The sequence below is a fragment of the Pseudomonas sp. TNT3 genome, from assembly GCF_010095445.2.
Taxonomy (GTDB): domain Bacteria; phylum Pseudomonadota; class Gammaproteobacteria; order Pseudomonadales; family Pseudomonadaceae; genus Aquipseudomonas.
The window spans coordinates 1-16,902 of sequence record NZ_WFGV02000084.1 but is presented as its reverse complement, the minus strand read 5'-3'; the positions used below and the strand labels follow the sequence as shown (position 1 = coordinate 16,902).

Here is a 16,902-nt window from a genome sequence, read left to right as displayed (position 1 = left end):
CAACGCCGGGGCGTCGGCGCGCAAGCGGTCGTCAAGTACAAACCAGGCCAAAGGACCGTGGCAGTCGCCGAGCAATAGCCATTGGCCGGCTTCATCGGGCATGACGGGTACGGCAGCGCCACTGAGTTCACACACAAACCCCGGCTGGCCGATGCGCAGGCGCTGTTCACCCACCAGGCCTTCGAGGCCAAGGCCCGGGGTGCTGTGCACCTCTTCGGCAGCCAGCGGTGCCCGGCCGAAAGCACGGGCGATCGGGTGTTCGGAGCGGTTTTCCAGCGCGGCGGCCAGGCCCAGGCATTGATCGCTGTCGAGTGGGCCGAGGGGGCGGATCGACCGCAACGCCAGGCGACCTTCAGTCAGGGTGCCGGTCTTGTCGAAGATCACCGTGTCGATCTGGTTCAAGCCTTCCAGCACATGGCCGCGCGTCAACAGCAGGCCCAGTTTGTGCAGTGTGCCGGTGGCGGCGGTGAGCGCAGTTGGCGTTGCCAGCGAGAGGGCGCACGGGCAGGTCGCGACGAGCATCGCCAAGACAATCCAGAACGCCCGCGACGGATCCAGCTCCCACCACACCAGGCCGATGACGGCGACGGCAATCAGCGACAACAACAGAAACCATTGCGCGGCACGGTCGGCAATTTCTGCCAGACGCGGTTTTTCGGCCTGGGCGCGGTCCAGCAATCGGACGATGGCGGAGAGGCGCGTGTCCTGGCCCAGCGCCAGGACTTGCACCGTCAACGCGCCTTCGACGTTCAGCGTGCCAGCCGTCACCGCATCGCCCTGGGTGCGTGGCTGTGGCAGGTATTCGCCGGTCAGCAAAGACTCGTCGACACTAGACTGACCATCGAGAATCTTGCCATCGGCCGGCAGGATCGCTCCGGGATGCACCAGAACCTGATCGCCGACCCGTAGTTCGCTGAGCAGGATGCGCTCGCTTTGGCCGTCGGCGCTGAGCCGCAGGCAGGAGGCGGGCAGCAGGTTAACGAGTTGAGCGGTGGCGGCGGCCGTGCGTTCTCGGGCGCGCCGCTCCAGATAGCGTCCGGCCAGCAGGAACAGGGCGAACATGCCGACCGCATCAAAATACAGTTCACCGACGCCGGTTATGGAGGTCCAGATCCCGGCAAGGTAGGCGCTGCCGATGGCCAGGGAGACCGAGACGTCCATGGTCAGGTGGCGGGTCCGCAGGTCGCGCATGGCGCCCTTGAAGAACGGCGCGCAGCTGTAGAACACGATCGGTGTGGTGAGGAACAACGCGACCCAGCGCAGGATGGTGTGCAGCTCGGGGCTGAGGTCGATGTTGAATTCCGGCCAGGTGGCCATGGTCGCCATCATCGCCTGGAACCACAGCAGACCGGCGACGCCAAGTTGGCGCAAGGCCAGGCGATTTTCGCTGGCCAGTTGTTCGCTGGCGCGGTCGGCTTGATAGGGATGGGCGGCGTAACCGATGTGGCGCAATTCACTGAGCACCTGGCTCAGCGGCAGTTGTGCATCGGCCCAGCGTACATGCAGGCGATGGTTCGACAGGTTGAGACGGGCTTCGGCGACGGCTGGCAGGGCGCGCAGGTGTTTCTCGATCAGCCAGCCGCACGCCGCGCAGCTGATGCCTTCCATCAGCAGGGTGGTTTCGGCTAGATCGCCGTCGTGGCGCACGAAAGGTTTTTGCACGTCGGCGCGATCGTAGAGCGCCAGTTCATCGACCAGTTGCACCGGCAAGGCTTCGGGGTTGGCCGAGGCTTCGCTGCGATGCTGGTAATAGCTTTCCAGTCCCCCGGCTACGATAGCTTCGGCCACGGCCTGGCAACCCGGGCAGCAGAACTCGCGGGTTTCCCCGAGGACGGCAGCGGTGAAGCGGCTGCCGGCCGGGACGGGCAGGGCGCAGTGGTAGCAGGGGGTTGGAGTGGTCATGGGGGAATCTATGTCGTCCGGGAGCTGCTGAGAACCCTGTAGGAGCGAGCTTGCTCGCGAAGAACGAATGAGCGCCGCGGCGTCTCAGGCTCCCAGCGTTATCGTTGACGTCCATCGCGAGCGAGCTCGCTCCTACAGGGACCGCGCAGGCTTTTATTTCTTCAGGTCTTCGGCGCCCTGCAAGGGTTCATCACCTAACAGCAGGTCCTTGTCATGGCTGACCTGTTCTTCCTCGAACATGCGCCAGGTTGTTCCATCCTGCACGCCCAGCAGCTCCACAAAACGACGACCCTCAACCTTGTCGTTCACCTGGCCAATGTAGCGGCCTTGTTCGGTGTCGCTTTGGGTCAGGGTGATCTTGCGGTCTTTCTCTGGCTGGGTCGGGGAGATCAGGTTGAGTTCCAGGGTTTTCGGCTGGCTGTTACCGCTCAGGTGCAGGTCGACTTCACCGGTGACGCCATCCAGATGGACCTTGGCTTGCAGTTGCAGGGTCTGCGCCAGCAGCTCACGGTCCAGGGAACGGTTGATGCCCTTGCCGGCCTCGTAGTAGTTGTCGTTGACCAGGTTGTCCGGGTTATTCACCGCAATGGTCACCATGGACAGGGTCAACGTCACCGAGCAGGCCAGGATGGCGATGATGATCCACGGCCAAAGGTGCTTGTACCAAGGACTTGCGGCGTTTGCTGCGGGCATGTTCATTTCTCTCAACGAATTTGTGGGCCGATGAATCGGCTCTTGGCTTCAACGTGGACGCTGTCGTCATCGGCATCCTTGAGGATGAATTTCACCTCGTTGGTGCTCGATGGCAGTTGTTCCGGTGCGCTCGACAGTTCCACCGGCTGGCTGAAAATCTCGCCAGCGGCGACTTTGATCTCACGCTTGCCTTGCAGCTTGAGGTCCGGCAGACCGGTGGCTTCCAGCACATACGTGTGGTCGCGCTGGTCCTTGTTCATGATCTTCAGGCTGTAAACGTTTTCGATCCGGCCTTCGGCGTTCTCGCGGTACAGCACGCGGTCCTTGCTGACGTCGAAGCCCACCAGCGAACGCATGAAGAACGCGCCGATCAACAAGCTGATCATCGCCAGCAGCACCACGGCATAGCCGATCAGGCGCGGGCGCAGTTTATGGGTTTTCTGGCCGGACAGGTTGTGCTCGGTGGTGTAGCTGATCAGGCCGCGCGGATAGTCCATTTTGTCCATGATGCTGTCGCAGGCATCGATGCAGGCGGCACAGCCAATGCATTCGATCTGCAGGCCGTCGCGAATGTCGATGCCGGTCGGGCACACCTGGACGCACATGGTGCAATCGATGCAATCGCCCAGACCCTGGGCCTTGTAGTCGATGCCTTTCTTGCGTGGGCCACGGGCTTCGCCTCGACGCGGGTCGTAGGACACGATCAGGGTGTCCTTGTCGAACATCACGCTCTGGAACCGAGCATACGGGCACATGTAGATGCACACCTGCTCGCGCAACCAGCCGGCGTTGCCGTAAGTGGCGAGGGTGAAGAAGCCCACCCAGAAATACGACCAGCCATCAGCCTGGCCGGTGAAGAAATCGATGACCAGTTCGCGGATCGGCGAGAAGTAACCGACAAAGGTCATGCCGGTGACGAAACCGATCAACAGCCACATCGCGTGCTTGCTGAACTTGCGCATGAACTTGTTGGCGCTCATCGGCGCCTTGTCGAGCTTGATGCGCTGGTTGCGGTCGCCTTCGGTGACCTTCTCGCACCACATGAAAATCCAGGTCCAGACGCTTTGCGGGCAGGTATAGCCGCACCAGACGCGCCCGGCGTACACGGTAATGAAGAACAGGCCGAACGCGCTGACGATCAGAATCCCCGACAGCAGAATGAAGTCCTGAGGCCAGAAGGTTGCGCCGAAGATAAAGAATTTACGTTCCGGCAGGTTCCACCAGACGGCCTGATGGCCCGACCAGTTCAGCCAGACCGTCCCGAAGTACAACAGGAACAACAAGGCACCGCCCATCATCCGCAGGTTGCGGAACAGTCCGGTGAAAGCGCGTGTGTAGATCTTTTCTCGAGAGGCGTAGAGGTCGACGCTGTTGTTCGCGTTCTTGGTAGGCGGTGTGACGTCGTGTACCGGAATCTGGTTGCTCATCATTGCATCCCACGGCAGTGGAAAAATGCCGCGGTCAGTGCATGCCGACCGCGGTCAAAAAGAGGTGTTGCAGTGGCGCAATGATACGCCTGTCGCTCTAGGGCGAGGGTGCGACCTTTGGTCGCGTTGGGGAAAAATCATGAATGGTGTAGCAGATGTAACAAAACATGATGCAGGTCAATTGACTATAGCCGAACGTTCCTGGGCAGCGTTCAAGGCAGATATCCTCGGCCCAGGCTATCGATACCGCCCGAACCGCCAACACCCCCGGTACTGCGCGGAGGTTTGCTGGGGGTGCGCTGTTCGGCAGCAAAGCTGGCGCGACGATTTGTCGGTGTTGCGGCTGTACTTTCTTCTACTGGCGAAACATCCGCAACCACGGTGGCTTCGTCGGTCGAAACGGTATCTGCGGTATTGCAGTTTTGAGTGTCGATGTCGTGTTGATCAGTCATGTGATGAACTCCTTGTTTATTGATGAGGTGCTTCCTTGTCCATGACTACTCCGCTTGGCAGAAAGTATCTGTCGGTCGGTCGTCAGGAGATTTCAAGCTACCGAAGTCTCCCGGCCAGGCCTACTGAAGAAAGGTTTCAGTTTATGAGGCTTTTATTCATCAGGCTTAATGCAAAACGGCCCCGCCAATTCACATTGGCGGGGCCGTTTTTTATTGCATCAAGCGTTACTGAGCGTCTGCCGCCGGTGCTTTCTCGCCGTGAGACAAGCTGTAGACGTAAGCGGCCAGCAGGTGAACCTTGTCGTTACCTTGCAGCTGTTCCTGCGCAGGCATCTGGCCCTGACGGCCGTAACGGATGGTCTGCTGCAGCTGAGCGAAGCTCGAGCCGTAGATGAACGCGCCCGGGTGAGTCAGGTCAGGTGCGCCCATCGCCGGGGTGCCTTTACCTGCCGGACCGTGGCACGCCACGCAGTTGCCAGCGAAGAGCTTCTGGCCGGCAACCGGATCGGCCTTGGTGCCTTCCGGCAGCTTGCGACCATCGAGGTTGGTCAGTACGAACGCAGCCACGTCCGCAACGCCTTGCTCGCCGATCACTTCAGCCCATGCCGGCATCACGGCGTGACGACCGCCCATGATGGTGGTCTTGATGGTTTCCGGTTCGCCGCCCCAGCGCCAGTCGGCGTCGGTCAGGTTAGGGAAGCCATAAGCGCCTTTGGCGTCGGAACCGTGGCAGACCGAGCAGTTGGAGGCGAACAAACGGCCACCCATCTTCAGGGCTTGCGGGTCCTTGGCGACTTCTTCAATCGGCATGGAGGCGAATTTGGCGAAGATCGGACCGAACCTGGCGTCCGACTTGGCCATTTCCTTTTCCCACTCGTGAACGCCAGTCCAGCCGGTCTGGCCGTTGGCGAACGCGGTCTGCTTCTCGTTATCGAGGTAGTTGTACCCCGGCAACAGGCCTTTCCAGTTACCCAGGCCCGGGTACAGCACCAGATAACCCAACGCGAAGATGATGGTGCCCACGAACAGCATGAACCACCATTTCGGCAGTGGGTTGTCGTACTCCTCGATCCCGTCGAAGGAGTGGCCAACCGTTTCTTCCGTCTGCTCGGCGCGCTGACCCTTGCGGGTGGACAGCAGCAGCCAGGTCAGGGCGAAGATGGTGCCGAGACTGAGGACTGTGACGTACAGACTCCAGAACGTAGTCATTCTTTGTTACTCCTAGAAGCTTGCTCGACGTGCTTGATGGCTTCGGGATCATCCGCGAAAGGCAGCAAGGTCGCGTCTTCAAACTCCGACTTGCGCTTGGGGCTGAATACCCACAACGCCAGACCGATGAAGGCCACCATTACAACAACGGTGCCCAGGCCACGAATCATCCCGATATCCATCTAAATCACCGTTTGCTTTTGATGATGGTGCCCAGGCCTTGCAGATAGGCCACCAGCGCGTCCATTTCGGTTTTGCCCTTCACAGCATCCTTGGCGCCGGCGATGTCTTCGTCGGTGTAAGGGACGCCGAGCGTGCGCAAGACTTCCATTTTCTTGGCGGTGTCTTTGCCGTCGAGCTTGTTTTCCACGAGGAACGGGTAAGCCGGCATTTTCGACTCAGGCACAACGTTGCGCGGGTTGTACAAGTGCGCACGCTGCCAGTCATCGGAGTAACGACCGCCAACACGGGCCAGGTCCGGACCGGTACGCTTGGAACCCCACAGGAACGGGTGGTCCCAGACGCTTTCACCGGCGACCGAGTAGTGGCCGTAGCGTTCGGTTTCAGCACGGAACGGGCGGATCATCTGCGAGTGGCATCCGACACAACCGTTGGCGATATAGACGTCGCGTCCTTCCAGCTCAAGGGCGGTGCGAGGCTTCATGCCTTCGACCGGCTTGTTGGTGACGTCCTGGAAAAACAGCGGAACGATCTGGGTCAGGCCGCCGATGCTGACGGCGATAACCATGAAGAAGGCCAGCAGGCCAATATTCTTCTCGACTGCTTCATGCTTCATCAGTGAGCTCCAACTACAGCAATCTGTGCGGCGGCTTCGGCTTCAGCCGGGTTCGAGGCACGTACGGTACGCCATACGTTGTAGGCCATGAACAGCATGCCGCTGGCGAAGAACGCACCGCCCAGGGCGCGGACGATGAAACCAGGGTGGCTGGCTTGCAGCGCTTCGACAAACGAGTAGGTGAGGGTGCCGTCATCGTTGATTGCACGCCACATCAGACCCTGGGTGATGCCGTTGACCCACATCGAAGCGATGTACAGAACGGTACCAATGGTCGCGAGCCAGAAGTGCGTGTTGATCAGGCCGATGCTGTGCATCTGCGCGCGACCGAACAGTTTCGGGATCATGTGGTAGATGGCGCCGATCGAGATCATCGCAACCCAGCCCAAAGCACCGGCGTGTACGTGGCCGATGGTCCAGTCGGTGTAGTGCGACAGCGAGTTGACGGTCTTGATGGCCATCATCGGGCCTTCGAAGGTCGACATGCCGTAGAAGGCCAGGGACACCACGAGGAAGCGCAGGATCGGGTCGGTGCGCAGCTTATGCCAGGCGCCCGACAGGGTCATCATGCCGTTGATCATGCCGCCCCAGCTCGGAGCCAGCAGGATGATCGACATCGCCATGCCCAGGGACTGAGCCCAGTCCGGCAGTGCGGTGTAGTGCAGGTGGTGCGGACCGGCCCAGATGTACAGGGTGATCAGCGCCCAGAAGTGCACGATCGACAGGCGATAGGAGTAGATCGGACGTTCGGCCTGCTTCGGAACGAAGTAGTACATCATCCCCAGGAAGCCGGTAGTCAGGAAGAAACCTACCGCGTTGTGGCCGTACCACCACTGGATCATGGCGTCCGTCGCACCCGAGTAAGCCGAGTAGGACTTGAAGAAGCTGACCGGCAGGGAGGCGTGGTTGACGATATGCAGCATCGCCGTCACGACGATGAAGGCACCGTAGAACCAGTTACCCACATAGATGTGCTTGGTCTTGCGCTTGACGATGGTGCCGAAGAACACGAGCGCATAAACAATCCAGACGACTGCCAGCAGAATAGCCAGTGGCCATTCCAGTTCGGCGTATTCCTTGGTGGTGGTGTAACCCAGCGGCAAGGTAACGATTGCGCCGATGATCACCGCTTGCCATCCCCAGAAGTGGAAGGCCGCGAGGCTGTCGGAAATCAGTCGCGTTTGGCAGGTTCGCTGCACGACATAATAAGAAGTGGCAAACAGTGCACATCCACCGAAGGCGAAAATCACCAGGTTGGTGTGCAGCGGGCGCAGGCGTCCAAAGCTCGTCCATGCCAGACCGAAGTTCAATTCCGGCCAGACCAGTTGCGAGGCGATGAAGACACCGAGCCCCATGCCAAGGATCCCCCAGACCACCGTCATGATGGCGAACTGGCGGACTACCTTATAGTTATAAGCAGTCGGACTGATTGCTGTGCTCATTCTAAGGTTCCACGGTTTGGGTGTTTTATTAGGAGTAAAAATCGGCCGCAAGTATGTAGAAAGCGGGGGGTCATTGCAACGCGCCATGACTTGGGTCAATGCTTTCAAAAGCTGATTCTGCGGCCTTTCCATGCGCTGCGTAAGGACAAAATTGCCCACGGGCAAAATGTCGCAGCGAACGAATCAGGTGAGGGGGTCAGGTCAGATGTAACGCGGTGTGTTCAAACGCAACGATCAGGTGACAAGAGGCAATGTGCGCGACAGCCGGTATCTACCAGCCTTTGCGGCCTGTCATCGAGCAAATTCGTCAAACGCATCACGTCGGGTCGACCTGGAACCGGCTCATGCCAGCCCGCATCGGAGGAAGCTTAGACCCGAATCCGGGGAACCGAAAGGCGGACCAAGGGAGGGTGCGACACTTGGTCGCAAAGGGGCAGGGAACTGCCGCATCCGGGTGAATGCGGCAGTAGAGCGGTCGAGAGTTATTCGCGTTTGCCTTCTGCTTGCAAGCGTTCGGTGTTCAGACCTTGGGACAGGCTGTACACATAGGCCGCCAGCAGTTGCACTTTATCGTTGCCGAGCAACTCGTTCTGCGCCGGCATATGGCCCTGGCGACCATGGCGAATGGTCTGTTGCAGTTGCGCCAGGCTCGTGCCGTAGATGAAGCTTGCTGGATGGGTCAGGTTCGGCGCGCCCATAGCCTGGGTGCCCTGACCATTTGCCCCGTGACAAGCCACACACGTGGTGCTGAACGCCTGCTGCCCGGCCTGCAAATCAGCCGTGCTGTCTTCAGGCAACGGCAAGCCGGCCAGTTCGTGTCGCACATACGCCGCCACGTTCTTTACGCCTGCTTCGCCGAGAATTTCGCCCCAGGCCGGCATTGCCGCCATGCGACCGCCCATGATGGTGGTCTTGATCATCTCGGCGTCACCGCCCCAGCGCCAGTCACTGTCCGCCAGGTTAGGAAAACCGAACGCGCCCTTGGCATCCGAGCCGTGGCAAACCGAGCAGTTGGAGGCAAACAGGCGGCCGCCCATTTTCAGCGCTTGCGGGTCTTTAGCGACTTCTTCCAGGGGCATTGCCGAGAATTTGGCGTAGATCGGACCAAACTTCGCATCAGCCTTGGCCATCTCCTTTTCCCATTCGTGCACACCGGTCCAGCCATCTTCATAGCCGGGCAGGACGCCTTTCCAGTTGCCCAGGCCGGGGTACAGCACCAGGTAACCCACGGCAAACACCAGGGTGCCGGCGAACAGCATGAACCACCACTGCGGCAAGGGGTTGTCGTACTCCTCGATGCCGTCAAAGCTGTGGCCCATGGTCTGGTCCACGCTGCCCTTGGTTTCACCCTTGCGGGTGCCGATCAGCAGCCAGGTCAGGCCGATCAGGCTGCCAATGGTCAGTACGCAGATCCACGTACTCCAGAAGGTGGTCATGGCCGGGTACTCCTTGTTGTTGCAGGTTCTGGGGTCTTGTCAGGTTGCGGCTCGTCGGCGAACGGCAGCATGCGGGCTTCGGCAAATGCCTTGCTGCGCTTGCTGTTGAACACCCACAGCGTCAGGCCGATGAAGGCCATAAACACCACGACCGTGCCCAGGCCGCGGATCATTCCAGTGCTCATTACGCTCAGTATTTCAAAGGGCATGGCCATGGCTCACCTCTTGCTCTTGATGGCAGTGCCGAGCACTTGCAGGTAGGCGACCAGGGCGTCCATTTCGGTCTTGCCCTTGAGCGATTCCGTGGCCCCGGCGATGTCCTCGTCGGTGTACGGCACGCCAAGGGTGCGCATGGTGCGGATCTTGGTTTCGGTGTGACTGCTGTCGAGCTGATTGGCCACCAGCCATGGATAGGCCGGCATTTTCGATTCCGGCACCACGTTGCGCGGGTTGTACAAATGCGCGCGGTGCCAGTCTTCGGAGTAACGGCCACCGACCCGAGCGAGGTCCGGACCGGTGCGCTTGGAGCCCCACAGGAACGGGTGGTCCCAGACGCTTTCGCCGGCCACCGAATAGTGCCCGTAGCGTTCGGTCTCGGCGCGAAACGGCCGGATCATCTGCGAATGGCAACCCACACACCCTTCACGGATGTAAATGTCGCGACCTTCCAGCTGCAGCGCGGTGTAGGGCTTCATGCCTTCCACCGGTTTATTGGTCACGTCCTGAAAGAACAGCGGGACGATCTGGGTCAGGCCCCCGATGCTCACGGCCAGGACCATCAGCAACATCAGCAGGCCGACGTTTTTTTCGATTGTTTCGTGTTTCATGGCGGACTCCTCAGGCCATCTGCGCGGCAGCGGCAACGTCGGCAGGCTGCGAGGCCCGCACGGTGCGCCAGGTGTTGTAAGCCATCAGCAACATGCCGCTGAAGAAGATCGCACCGCCTATCAGACGCACGACGAAGCCTGGGTGGCTGGCCACCAGGGTTTCGACGAAGGAGTAGGTCAGCGTGCCGTCTTCATTGATTGCGCGCCACATGAGGCCCTGGGCGATGCCGTTGACCCACATCGAAGCGATGTAGAGCACGGTGCCGATGGTCGCGAGCCAGAAGTGCGCGTTGATCAGGCCGATGCTGTGCATCTGCGGCCGGCCGAAGATTTTCGGGATCATGTGGTACAGCGCGCCGATGGAAATCATCGCCACCCAGCCGAGCGCGCCGGCGTGTACGTGGCCGATGGTCCAGTCGGTGTAGTGGGAGAGGGCGTTGACGGTCTTGATCGCCATCATCGGACCTTCAAAGGTCGACATGCCGTAGAACGCCAGCGACACCACCAGGAAACGCAGGATCGGGTCGCTGCGCAACTTATGCCAGGCGCCCGAGAGCGTCATCATCCCGTTGATCATGCCGCCCCAGCTCGGTGCCAGCAGGATCAGCGACATCACCATGCCCAGGGACTGTGCCCAGTCCGGCAGCGCGGTGTAGTGCAAATGGTGCGGACCGGCCCAGATGTAAAGGGTGATCAAGGCCCAGAAGTGCACGATCGACAGGCGATAGGAGTACACCGGACGCTCGGCCTGTTTCGGCACGAAGTAATACATCATCCCGAGGAAACCGGCGGTAAGGAAAAAGCCCACGGCGTTGTGGCCGTACCACCATTGCACCATCGCATCGGTCGCACCGGCATACGCCGAGTAGGACTTGGTGAAGCTCACTGGCAACTCGGCGTTGTTGACGATGTGCAGAATCGCCACGGTGATGATGAAAGCACCGAAGAACCAGTTACCCACATAAATGTGCTTGGTCTTGCGCTTGACCAGGGTGCCGAAGAACACAATGGCGTAGGCGACCCAGACGATGGTGATCAGAATGTCGATCGGCCATTCCAGCTCGGCGTATTCCTTGGAACTGGTGTAGCCCAGCGGCAGGCTGATGGCCGCCAACAGGATCACGAGCTGCCAGCCCCAGAAACAGAACGCAGCAATCTTCGGGGCGAACAGTTGCGTCTGGCAGGTGCGTTGCACCGAATAGAACGAACTGGCGAACAGGGCGCAACCGCCGAACGCGAAGATCACCGCATTGGTGTGCAGAGGACGCAGGCGACCGAAGCTGGTCCACGGCAAATTGAAGTTGAGTTCAGGCCAGACCAACTGGGCAGCGAGAAAAACCCCGAGCCCCATGCCGACGATGCCCCACACCACCGTCATAATGGCGAATTGGCGGACCACCTTGTAGTTGTAGGCGGTACTGATAGAAGTGTTCATGGTTCCCCATCCACGGTTCAGCCGAAGTGAGCGCGCTGGCAAACAGCAACGCGTCCTTCGCCTGGAGTTATAGGCAGACTAAAAGCGAGGCAAGCATGGACAAAGAGCACAAGGCCAGTATTGACGGGGATCAATGGGCGCAGTGCCTGCGTGAAAAGGGATGGTTGTGGAATGCGGCCGTTGCGCCGGCCTCGGCGACCTTGATTCTGGCCCATGGCGCGGGTGCACCGATGGACAGCACCTGGATGAACGACATGGCTGCACGCCTCGCGGCTCAAGGCATCAACGTCGTGCGCTTCGAGTTTCCGTACATGGCGCAGCGACGCATCGATGGGGGTAAACGCCCACCCAATCCAGCCCCCAAGCTGCTGGAATGCTGGCGCGAGGTCTATGCCCTGGTGCGACGCCATGTCGCTGGCCCGCTGGCCATTGGCGGCAAGTCCATGGGCGGACGCATGGCGAGTTTATTGGCGGATGAACTGGGCGCGGATGCGCTGGTGTGTCTGGGGTACCCGTTTTATGCCGTGGGCAAACCGGAGAAACCGCGGGTCGAGCATTTGGCGGGATTGAAAACGCCGACGCTGATCGTGCAGGGCGAACGGGATGCGCTGGGCAACCGCGAGGCGGTTGAAGAGTATGACCTGTCACCGAACATCGAAGTGTTCTGGCTGGCGGCGGGGGATCATGACTTGAAACCGTTGAAGGCTTCGGGGTTTACCCATGAGCAGCATTTGCAGGCAGCGGCGGAGAAGGTAGCGGCGTTTTTGCGGTGATGTTCGTGGTGTCCGTGATGGCCTCATCGCTAGCAGGCTAGCTCCCACAGTGATTGGCGGTGTACCCCGATCCCATGATCAACACAAAACCCTGTGGGAGCTAGCCTGCTAGCGATGACGGCCTGCCAGCCACCAACTTTCTCCCAAATACCCCCAGATCAAACTGTAGGAGCTAGCCTGCTAGCGATAACGGCCTGCCAGCCACCAAATCTCTCCCAAATGCCCAGCTCAAACTGTAGGAGCTAGCCTGCTAGCGATAACGGCCTGCCAGCCACCAACTTTCTCCCAAATACCCCCAGATCAAACTGTAGGAGCTAGCCTGCTAGCGATAACGGCCAGGCAGTCACCAACTTTCTACCAAATACCCCAACGATCAAACTGTGGGAGCCAAGCTTGCTCGCGATGGCAATCTACAAGCCACCACCACTTTCAACTGGCAACAAAAAACCCGGAAGCTCACACCGTCCGGGTTTTTGCCACGCCCAACAAACCTACCGATTAAACCGCTCAACCAACGAATACTGCGTACTAGCCGTCTTCGTCAGCTCCTCACTCAACAACGCCGAGTGCTGAGCCTGTTCAGAAGTCTGATCCGCCAGCAACGAAATATTGCTGATATTGCGACTGATCTCCTCAGCCACAGCACTCTGCTCTTCAGTCGCCGCCGCAATTTGCGTGGTCATATCAGTGATATTCGCCACCGCTTCACTGATCCCCACCAACGCCTGATCCGCTTCCAGCACTCGAGCAACCCCTTCCTCAGCCTGACGATGCCCGGCCTCCATGGTCTGCACCGCGGTACTGGCGGTCTGCTGAAGCTTGGCAATCAACGCATGAATCTGCCCGGTCGACTCGCTGGTACGCTGCGCCAGTTGACGCACTTCATCCGCCACCACCGCAAAGCCACGACCCATCTCACCGGCACGCGCCGCTTCAATCGCAGCGTTCAACGCCAACAGGTTCGTCTGGTCAGCGATGCCCTTGATCACATCAACCACACCACCGATCTCGTCACTGTCCTTGGCCAGCTGAGTCACGGTCATCCCGGTTTCCCCAACCACCACCGACAAGCGCTGAATGGCATCACGGGTTTCCCCGGCGATATCACGACCACGACCAGTCAGGCGATTGGCTTCCTGCGTCGCATCCGCCGTGCGCTGCACATGGCTGGCGACTTCTTGAGTCGTCGCGGCCATCTGATTAACAGCGGTCGCCACCTGCTCGGTCTCAACCCGTTGACGCTCCAGCCCCGTCGAACTTTTATGCGCCAACGTATCGGACTGCTTCGCCTGCTCAGTCAGATGCTCAGCCGTGTCCTGCAACCGAGTCAGGCAGGTTTTCAGACGCGCTTCCTGACTCAGGATCGACATCTCCAGACGCGCCTGAGCCCCGCGACTGTCGGTGTACATCTGCGCAATCAACGGATCAGACGTGGTCTGCTCAGCCAGGCGCAACAGACGCTTGAGCCCGCGCTGCTGCCAGCTCAAGCCCATCAAACCCAGCGGCACCGACAGCGCCGCAGCGAGAGCAAAGCCCCATTGCGACGTGAGCGTCGCGCCAATCATGAAGCTCAACTGGCTGACCAGAATGAACGGCACCCAATCCTGCAGAACCGGCAGCCACTTATCCGTGGACGGCACCGCCGACTTGCCCTGATTGATACGCTGATACAGCGCCTCGGCACGGCGAATCTGCTCCGCCGTCGGCTTGACCCGCACCGACTCGAAACCCACCACCTGATTGCCGTCGAACACCGGCGTCACATAAGCGTTCACCCAATAGTGATCACCGTTGTGGCAACGGTTCTTGACGATCCCCATCCATGGGAGGCCTTGCTTCAGCGTGCTCCACATGTGTGCGAACACCGCCGCCGGCACGTCCGGGTGACGCACCAGGTTATGCGGCGCACGGATCAAGTCCTCGCGAGAAAACCCGCTGATCTCGACAAAAGCGTCGTTACAGTAAGTGATCACGCCCTTGGCATCGGTCGTGGAAATCAACCGCTGCTGAGCCGGGAAGGTCCGTTCGCGTTGGGTAATGGGCTGGTTGTTACGCATGGCTTATTCGATCCGTGAGGCTTTGACAGGGTGTCGGCGCTGTTACGGATTTATTGAGTTTTATTTTTTAACCCTGGAATCCAGTTCACAGAAAAACCAGACCAAGCCCTCGCAAAAACCGCAGGCAAAAAAACCGGGCAAAAACCCCAAGCAAAATCTCCAGGCAAAACCTACAGCAAGACCTCCAGCAAGACCCCAGGCAAAACTCCCTGTGGCGAGGGAGCTTGCTCCCGCTGGACTGCGCAGCAGTCCCAATACCTCACCTGACTCACAACCCGTGGGAGCAAGGGTACTGTGGGAGCAAGCAGTATTGCGGGAGCAAGGCTCGCCCGCGATGACGCTAGGCCAGGCACCAAACCTTCATCAGCCTTACACCACTATTCACTCCCCAAACCCCGCGGCCGCAACCGCCGCCGAACCACCTCCAACACATCACACCCATCCCGCAACGGAAGGGCGCACAGCAACGCAAAATCACTAAGAATAAAAGACTGACACTCAATCGACCCACGCATGGACAGGTTTTCCAGCACTTGAGTAACGGCGTGAATTCGGTAATTGGCTGCGTCGACAAGGACGTCGAGCGGGGCTTGGGTATCGACGAAGAGGGTGGGCATGTCGTCGCAGTTGCTGGTGAGGGGTTTGAAGCGGTTTTCGGGGTGGGGGGTTGGTTTTATGTAGGGTGGATCGGGGTGAAGTGCTTTCATTTGGTTGCCCTAAAGGAAGAATTGGAGCTGCCGTAAGCCTTCCTACAAGCTTGGGTGGCAGCTATGCGCGGGGTAGGAATATCGAGACCTTTAGAGCAAAACTCGACCACGCCGAAGCGTGCCCGCGCATAACCGCCGCAACAGATTTTACGGGCGCATGTTAATGGCCGCAATTATGCTTCGACGCTGATGTAGCTCTAACGGTCTTGAAGGGTTCCTACACCCTGCCACTGCAATTGCAGAGACCGCCAAAGACTATCGATGGAGTTCATCTCGCGCCAGTTCATGGGCGTCTTTAAAATTTGAGTGAAATTTCTGACGAGCTTGTCCGGAAATTCTTGACGTCCTACAGTCGGTTTTTTGCTCACCAATCTGATTGATCTTCTAAACTTGCCTTGTGTAGATCTTCCTTCCATTCTTCGCTTGCTATCTTATATATTTCTTCGAAAAAACCACGAGGGTCCTCAATTTCAGTTTCATCCCAAGCAATCGTTCGCGGCTCGTCATAGTCGCTTTCAAATTGTGTCGCAAAGTCAAAGTCTGGTTTATCCAAGAAGGATTCAAGCAGTTTAAAAGTTAAAAACCGATGCCTATAGCTTAAATATTTAAAATCCGGAATGATAAATTTTTTTATAATTTCTTCTCTTTCGTCTCGCTTGTTTGGATTGTAGGTCCAGAGGGATTCTCCAAGCGTCTCTTCTTTGTCGTATATAGAAATACCTGCCAGAACGTATGATAGTTTTGGCTCGAACGGCATATGTGTGCCCGGGTGCTTTAACATTCAATCTACCTTTTTAGGAAAGCCAGTGTAGGGTTTTGTAACGTTTGACCTTTTAAACTTTACTTCTGCGCCGTTCATGTTTTCTATATAGCGCGGGTTGTCGCGATCTTTGTTGTTAGGTTTATATCCGCGGCCTGCGCCTGGGAGCGGCATTCGGACGAATGGATTGCCGTCTTCATCGTGACCAGAAAATTCGGGCGGGTTTTTGCGCATTTTCGAAAGGGCAAATCTTAATGCACGGTACTGTAATACCCAACTTTTGAATTGTGAGCTAGAGCTGATTGGTCCTCTGACGCCTTTTTTGGTTGGGTGCGAACCATCAATTGCTCGCTGTTTCAAAGCTTTGTCATCTATCTCTGGCCCATGTTTGGAAACTGAATGCATTTTGTGTTTTTTTTCCAAAGCTAAAACACGTCTTTTAGCCTCCACCTCGGTGATTTGGTAACGTGCATTTAATTTGGGAAGAGATGGTGCGCCTTCATCTACGGCAGCATTGATTACATCATCCGGCGCACCACACCCAGTCTTCCCTGGCGGCGGACAACTCAACCCCAGCGGATCCACCCACCCCGTCGGATTCGGCGTGTACTGGTACTGATTCAGCCCACCCGCCAGCTTGATCGGGTCGGGCGTCAGGTACCGGCCAACATCCGGATTGTAGTAGCGATGCCGGTTGTAGTGCAGGCCGCTTTCGGCGTCGTGGTACTGCCCTTGGAAGCGTAGCGGCTGCTCAAGCTGCTCACCGCCGCCGTGTTGAAGACGACTGACTTTGCCGTAGGCGTTGTACTTCGCTGACCAGACGATTTCGCCGCTGAAATCCGTCAGTTCCTGCGGCGTGCCGAGGTGGTCGAGTTGGTAGTAGAACGGGCAAGCCTTGCGCGGGCCTTTGCCGTCGAGCATGGCCAGTGGGCGGAAGCTGCCGGGTTCGTAGAGGTAGCTGCGGTAGTGGTTTTTGCTGCTTTCGG

At 58.7% G+C, this 16,902-nt stretch carries 18 protein-coding genes; 2 read left to right on the top strand and 16 right to left on the bottom strand.

Annotation, left to right across the window (positions count from 1 at the left end; translation table 11 throughout):
- The 12 genes from GBC55_RS28045 to ccoN (GBC55_RS27990) form a co-directional block, all read right to left on the bottom strand.
- On the bottom strand, positions 1–1,902 hold a 1,902-nt coding region (locus GBC55_RS28045), incomplete at its 3' end, for a heavy metal translocating P-type ATPase (protein ID WP_247267037.1).
- Between the two features lie 153 nt (positions 1,903–2,055).
- A complete protein-coding gene (locus GBC55_RS28040) occupies positions 2,056–2,595 on the bottom strand; it encodes a FixH family protein (protein ID WP_162440837.1) in 540 nt (179 codons plus the stop codon).
- A gap of 11 nt (positions 2,596–2,606) precedes the next feature.
- Positions 2,607–4,022 (bottom strand): cytochrome c oxidase accessory protein CcoG, encoded by a 1,416-nt coding sequence (ccoG, locus tag GBC55_RS28035; protein ID WP_162440836.1) that lies wholly within the window; start codon positions 4,020–4,022, stop codon positions 2,607–2,609.
- A gap of 212 nt (positions 4,023–4,234) precedes the next feature.
- Positions 4,235–4,474 (bottom strand): hypothetical protein, encoded by a 240-nt coding sequence (locus GBC55_RS28030; protein ID WP_162440835.1) that lies wholly within the window; start codon positions 4,472–4,474, stop codon positions 4,235–4,237.
- Positions 4,475–4,699: 225 nt separating this feature from the next.
- The gene (ccoP, locus tag GBC55_RS28025) at positions 4,700–5,683 is read right to left on the bottom strand and encodes a cytochrome-c oxidase, cbb3-type subunit III (RefSeq protein ID WP_162440834.1); all 984 of its coding nucleotides are present in this window, start codon (positions 5,681–5,683) and stop codon (positions 4,700–4,702) included.
- Complete coding sequence (locus GBC55_RS28020) at positions 5,680–5,865, bottom strand: CcoQ/FixQ family Cbb3-type cytochrome c oxidase assembly chaperone (protein ID WP_003175465.1); 186 nt, start codon at positions 5,863–5,865, stop codon at positions 5,680–5,682. Before GBC55_RS28020 ends, ccoP (GBC55_RS28025) begins: the two co-directional genes overlap by 4 nt.
- Before the next feature lie 5 nt (positions 5,866–5,870).
- Positions 5,871–6,479 carry a cytochrome-c oxidase, cbb3-type subunit II gene (gene ccoO, locus GBC55_RS28015; RefSeq protein WP_009042961.1) on the bottom strand — a complete coding sequence of 203 codons (609 nt, stop codon included), beginning with the start codon at positions 6,477–6,479 and terminating at the stop codon, positions 5,871–5,873.
- Positions 6,479–7,921 carry a cytochrome-c oxidase, cbb3-type subunit I gene (gene ccoN, locus GBC55_RS28010; protein WP_162440833.1) on the bottom strand — a complete coding sequence of 481 codons (1,443 nt, stop codon included), beginning with the start codon at positions 7,919–7,921 and terminating at the stop codon, positions 6,479–6,481. The genes ccoO (GBC55_RS28015) and ccoN (GBC55_RS28010) overlap by 1 nt, the downstream gene beginning before the upstream one ends.
- A gap of 482 nt (positions 7,922–8,403) precedes the next feature.
- On the bottom strand, positions 8,404–9,357 hold the full coding sequence (gene ccoP / locus GBC55_RS28005) for a cytochrome-c oxidase, cbb3-type subunit III (protein WP_162440832.1): 954 nt from the start codon (positions 9,355–9,357) through the stop codon (positions 8,404–8,406).
- Positions 9,354–9,554: a CcoQ/FixQ family Cbb3-type cytochrome c oxidase assembly chaperone gene (locus GBC55_RS28000; protein WP_162440840.1), complete on the bottom strand. Its 201-nt coding sequence runs from the start codon at positions 9,552–9,554 to the stop codon at positions 9,354–9,356. Before GBC55_RS28000 ends, ccoP (GBC55_RS28005) begins: the two co-directional genes overlap by 4 nt.
- Positions 9,555–9,575: 21 nt before the next feature.
- Positions 9,576–10,184: a cytochrome-c oxidase, cbb3-type subunit II gene (ccoO, locus tag GBC55_RS27995; RefSeq protein ID WP_162440831.1), complete on the bottom strand. Its 609-nt coding sequence runs from the start codon at positions 10,182–10,184 to the stop codon at positions 9,576–9,578.
- Between the two features lie 10 nt (positions 10,185–10,194).
- Entirely contained in the window at positions 10,195–11,619 is a 1,425-nt protein-coding gene (ccoN, locus tag GBC55_RS27990) for a cytochrome-c oxidase, cbb3-type subunit I (protein ID WP_162440830.1), read from the bottom strand.
- Between the two features lie 95 nt (positions 11,620–11,714).
- Here ccoN (GBC55_RS27990) and GBC55_RS27985 point away from each other — a divergent pair, with 95 nt between their 5' ends.
- Positions 11,715–12,392 carry an alpha/beta family hydrolase gene (locus tag GBC55_RS27985; protein WP_247267035.1) on the top strand — a complete coding sequence of 226 codons (678 nt, stop codon included), beginning with the start codon at positions 11,715–11,717 and terminating at the stop codon, positions 12,390–12,392.
- Between the two features lie 491 nt (positions 12,393–12,883).
- Here GBC55_RS27985 and GBC55_RS27980 read toward each other — a convergent pair whose 3' ends face one another.
- Positions 12,884–14,449: a PAS domain-containing methyl-accepting chemotaxis protein gene (locus GBC55_RS27980; protein WP_162440829.1), complete on the bottom strand. Its 1,566-nt coding sequence runs from the start codon at positions 14,447–14,449 to the stop codon at positions 12,884–12,886.
- Between GBC55_RS27980 and GBC55_RS27975 the strand changes: the two genes are divergently transcribed.
- A complete protein-coding gene (locus GBC55_RS27975) occupies positions 14,448–14,930 on the top strand; it encodes a hypothetical protein (RefSeq protein ID WP_247267038.1) in 483 nt (160 codons plus the stop codon). The genes GBC55_RS27980 and GBC55_RS27975 overlap by 2 nt on opposite strands.
- Here GBC55_RS27975 and GBC55_RS27970 read toward each other — a convergent pair.
- The 3 genes from GBC55_RS27970 to GBC55_RS27960 form a co-directional block, all read right to left on the bottom strand.
- Positions 14,827–15,156, bottom strand: a complete 330-nt coding sequence (locus GBC55_RS27970) for a hypothetical protein (protein WP_247267034.1) — start codon at positions 15,154–15,156, stop codon at positions 14,827–14,829. The genes GBC55_RS27975 and GBC55_RS27970 overlap by 104 nt on opposite strands.
- A gap of 364 nt (positions 15,157–15,520) precedes the next feature.
- Positions 15,521–15,937 carry a hypothetical protein gene (locus GBC55_RS27965; RefSeq protein ID WP_162440827.1) on the bottom strand — a complete coding sequence of 139 codons (417 nt, stop codon included), beginning with the start codon at positions 15,935–15,937 and terminating at the stop codon, positions 15,521–15,523.
- The coding region (locus GBC55_RS27960; protein ID WP_178114349.1) for an RHS repeat-associated core domain-containing protein at positions 15,938–16,902 on the bottom strand (965 nt) is incomplete at its 5' end.